Source organism: Sphingomonas pruni NBRC 15498 (genome assembly GCF_001598455.1).
GTDB lineage: Bacteria > Pseudomonadota > Alphaproteobacteria > Sphingomonadales > Sphingomonadaceae > Sphingomonas > Sphingomonas pruni.
This window is the reverse complement of record NZ_BCYZ01000139.1, coordinates 1-3241: the sequence shown is the minus strand read 5'-3', so window position 1 is coordinate 3241 and position 3241 is coordinate 1. Positions and strand designations below refer to the sequence as shown.

Sequence of the window (3241 nt, the reverse complement as noted above, 5' to 3'; positions counted from 1 at the left end):
GCACGCCAACTGTGATTTCGAACGCCTGATCGCCATAGCAAAAGGGCGGCCCTTTCGAGGCCGCCCTTCCGACTACGAGAGCTACGCTCAATCCATTTCAAAATAGATTCGAAGCGAGCGGAACGTGGTTGGTGTCACCGCATATTGGCCAACGCCGTCTTCGGTTTCCGTCCAGTCATCCCATGCGAACAGGTAAGCCTCCTTATCGCCGGTCACCGTGCGGGTGCGCTTCGTGACGCGACCTTGGAAGTGCCCGTAGTTCTGGATACCAGCCGCGCCGAGAAGCTTGGCGTCAATCACCGGGCCATGCTCTGCGATGACCTTGAGGCCCGCAATCGTCTCTTCCGAGCAGCCTTCCATGAAGTCCTCAATCTGGCCGGGGGTCAGATCGACGACGCCGTCGAAGTCCTCAGCCGAAAAGCCGGTCGGCAATTGGCTGGGGTTCGCTTTGGGCTTTGACGAAAGGGATGCGAGGATTTCCGCTCGCGTTGAAGGCGAGAAAGATGTAAAGTCGTCCTTGGTAAGCACGATCATCATGGTGTGTCTCCGTGTGGTCAGTTTGCCGTTCGAGGGGGTCAGATTGCCGTCTGGCTCCCTCAAAATCAATTTGGCCAATTCGGTTTGGCGCGTCAACGGTTTTCGTTGGCCGCTCAAAATCTTTTTTGACCGGTCAGATTTGATTTGACGCTGAGGCCTCGGTTAGTGCCCCTCTTCGGGCTCGCTGCGCGGTCGGCTGTCCAGCGGAAACTAAACCGGCTATCCTGCTGCGATGCTTGATGCGTCCGAAGATGAGATCGCTCAGATCACCGGTTATCTGGAAGGGCAAGCACCTGATCTCAAGGTCACGTTCTGCCAGAAGATATACAGCGAGAGCGTGCTGAGCCATCGCCACGACGTTTGGGATGTGCACACCACCAAAGATCGCTGGTGGGCCATTACAAATCCAACAAACCTGTATTCGCAGGAACTCTTCCCTAACATGGACTTGGCCGTGACATTCCACATGGGACTGATGTTGCGGATGCCGCGCTCTGAAAAGCCCGCGATTAGTTCCGGCCAGATCGAGCCCTTTGCCCATGCTTTCGAGGCAGTCTCTGCGGCACATGACGCGCTCGGGCAGGCACACAAGATCGCAGACTATCAAGCCGTTGGTGTGCGCTGTCGGGAGGCGTTGCTCACTTTCACTGCCATTGCCCAAGTTGCGATGCCTTGGACGGGCGAAGCTGAATCACCAAAGAAGAGCGATTTCAAGGGATGGATCGATCACATTTGCGGCGTCGCGCTTTCGGGCGAGCCTAACAAACATCGCCGCCAGCTATTCAAGGCGCAAGCTGATGCGGCTTGGACATTCGTAAATTGGCTTACGCACAGCACGTCGTCAAATTGGCATGATGCAGAAGCTGCTGTTTCGGCAATGGAAAGCTCCGTCTCGCTCTGCACGAACGCGGTCACTCTTTTCATTCGCAACGTTCCGAACGAGTGTCCGGAATGCGGCGATCACCGCCTCACCCCGCTTCGGGCCGAGAATCCCGAGGTCGAGGGCGAAGTGTGGGAGCGAGCGTTCTGCACACAATGCGAGTGGGCCGGGGAGCCGGTTAGGATCACTGACGATCCAACACCTTTCATTACCCGCGTAGGACGATCCGACGACGACGGATGCATCATCCCAACCACCCCTTTGCGTAAGCTGACCCGACCCGGAGATGAATGATTTTCTCTTCGTGAGGTCGCGCCGGGCTACATATCGCTCGATGCGAGCGCTTATCCTCCGTCGCGCGGGTGGAGTGGCCCCAGACCGTCGCCTACCTTTAGATGGCTTAAATCGATGCCGTCGAACCTGAGCTTTTCCATCGCCTCTTTGAGTGCATCGACACGATAGCCGCTGCCGTAGTTTTCATGGACGGCGGTTCGAGACGAGCCGGTGGTCCAACCACCAAGCAGTAAGGCGATGTCGTGGTCGATCCGCGCGGCGCGCAACTCATCCCTAAAGTTGTGGCGGAAAGAGTGGAAAGATGTGCGGCTCTTTTGTGCTCCGCAGGCGCGGAGAAACTGGGTGAACCATTTGCTGAACGCAACGGGGCGAGAGCCGGTCGAGCCCGTCTCAATATCGTCGAACAGTTTCTTCTCGCCCGCGTTACGTTTGGCCTCTGCGAAATGTAGCAAACCACAGGCGATGAGAGTCGGGTGGACCGGGATGAGCCGGTCGCTTGCGGTGGTCTTCAACTGCTTGTCCGTGCTGCCAACCAGCGACCGCAGACTGATCACAATGCAATCAACGCCATCGACTTTGCGGATGTCGGTGGAGTCGAGCAACGCAATCTCTGACAGGCGAGCGCCGGATAGGTATGCGATAAGTGGCAACCAGAATCTTGCATTACGTGGGCGTAGATTCCCGATTTTGTTGTAGCCGCGTGCCCCATCGATGCAGCCGCGATAGAGAGGCGCGTTGAAGATCGCATGAAGCTGATCGCGGTCGAATGGTAGTCGCTTGTCCCGCTTGTTGACGGGATCGGGCAGGCGGAGCCCCCGCGCTGGATTGCGGGCGAGCAGTTCCTCATTGACTGCCCAGTTGAGGAAGCTGCTCATGTTCGACATCAACGAGTTAGCGTTCGCTGCACTAATGATCTTGATGTCGCCGCGCAGGCGTGCCCGCTCAGCCGCTTCGCGGGGCGATAGCTTGGGAAAGAGCTTTGCCGCATTCGCGGGAAGGAAGCGCAGGACATCGAGCATGTTCCGGCAATGCGCGCGCGAGATCGAAGCCATAGGAACCTTCCCACCGATTACGGCGACAGCCAGCTTCCGGCTCGTTTCATATGCTTCCCGCGTGTTGGCGGTCCACGCGCGCGTCGGGTCGTCGATGTAGTTGCGATACGCTTCAGCTAAACTGAGCGGGCTATCGGGCTGGACGCGCTCGACGGGCAGCGGCGCGACTGGGATTGGCATCGGTTGTTCGGCTGGATCGTCGTTCAGCGGTCGGATGAGCGTCGCATCAAACGGGAAGCCCGCCATCGCTCGCGCATGCTCGATCTCCAGTTCGATCCGAGCGACGATCCCCGGCAATCGCCGCAAGGCGACAGAGAGACTGTCGGTGCGAAGTGAGCGCCAGATTTCGAGCCGATTTAGCAGGCGCTGAGCGTCAACTGGGATGGTGTGACGATAGTAGAGTTTGCGGCCCCGTCGAAGCACGCCACGGGGCAAATCCCGTAGCAACTTACCGTAGCAAACGCGACCCTCGCTAATG

The 3241-nt window shown here is 58.2% G+C and carries 3 protein-coding genes; 1 reads left to right on the top strand and 2 read right to left on the bottom strand.

Annotation, left to right across the window (positions count from 1 at the left end):
* Positions 1-87: 87 nt before the first annotated feature.
* The gene (locus SPR01S_RS20825) at positions 88-537 is read right to left on the bottom strand and encodes a hypothetical protein (protein WP_157082389.1); all 450 of its coding nucleotides are present in this window, start codon (positions 535-537) and stop codon (positions 88-90) included.
* Between the two features lie 232 nt (positions 538-769).
* Here SPR01S_RS20825 and SPR01S_RS20820 point away from each other — a divergent pair, with 232 nt between their 5' ends.
* Positions 770-1711, top strand: a complete 942-nt coding sequence (locus SPR01S_RS20820) for a hypothetical protein (RefSeq protein ID WP_066593739.1) — start codon at positions 770-772, stop codon at positions 1709-1711.
* A gap of 50 nt (positions 1712-1761) precedes the next feature.
* Here the strand turns inward: SPR01S_RS20820 and SPR01S_RS20815 are convergent.
* Positions 1762-3241, bottom strand: a 1480-nt coding sequence (locus SPR01S_RS20815; RefSeq protein WP_218016787.1) for a DUF6538 domain-containing protein, incomplete at its 5' end; no start/stop codon positions are given.